We start from the raw sequence: 696 nt of genomic DNA, 5'->3' as shown, positions 1-696 counted from the left end.
ACAGGCGCCTTTTGAACCAGAACCCGGGGCCTATTCTGGTGGCGGACATCACCATCATCATGATGATGAACATTCACCTGATCATGTTCACGCACATGGACACAGTCACTAAGATGAGTTCAGCGTCGCTTTCCCGTCTGTTACAACTCGCCAGCCCGATGTTGCCAGTGGGTGCCTACAGTTATTCACAGGGACTGGAATGGGCAATTGAATCCGGTGAGGTGATCGATATTGAATCATCGAAGCAGTGGATAGGCGATGTGCTGTCGATCTATTTTGTAAACTATGAATTACCGGTTTTGTTGAGGTTATATAAGGCCTGGCAGCAGATGGATGGTCCACAGATACAATACTGGGACGAGTATTATCAGGCCGGTCGCGATAGCAGTGAAGCACTGGCAGAAACGCGGCAGATGGCCTATTCGTTACTACGGTTGCAACGTGATTTAGCTACCTGGCCCCCACAAATCGTCTTATTAAGCGGCACCCTGCAACAACCGGCTTTTCCGACCATTTATTCAGTCAGCGCCCTGTGCTGGGAGATTTCGCTTAGCGATATGTTGCATGCCTATGCCTGGTCTTTTCTGGAAAATCAGGTCAGTGCGGTGATGAAAACCGTGCCTTTGGGACAGGTGGCAGGACAACGCATTTTGTCAGAGTTAGCGATGACCTTGCCTGCTTTAGTCGATCAAGCCA

At 49.9% G+C, this 696-nt stretch carries 1 protein-coding gene; it reads left to right on the top strand.

The features are described 5' to 3' along the window. Positions 1 to 113 precede the first annotated feature (113 nt). A partial coding sequence (locus tag B3182_RS01550) for an urease accessory protein UreF (RefSeq protein ID WP_292751267.1) occupies positions 114 to 696 on the top strand: 583 nt, incomplete at its 3' end.

The organism is Methylophaga sp. UBA4204 (assembly GCF_002379485.1).
Lineage (GTDB): Bacteria > Pseudomonadota > Gammaproteobacteria > Nitrosococcales > Methylophagaceae > Methylophaga.
This window is presented reverse-complemented; position numbering and strand designations above follow the sequence as displayed.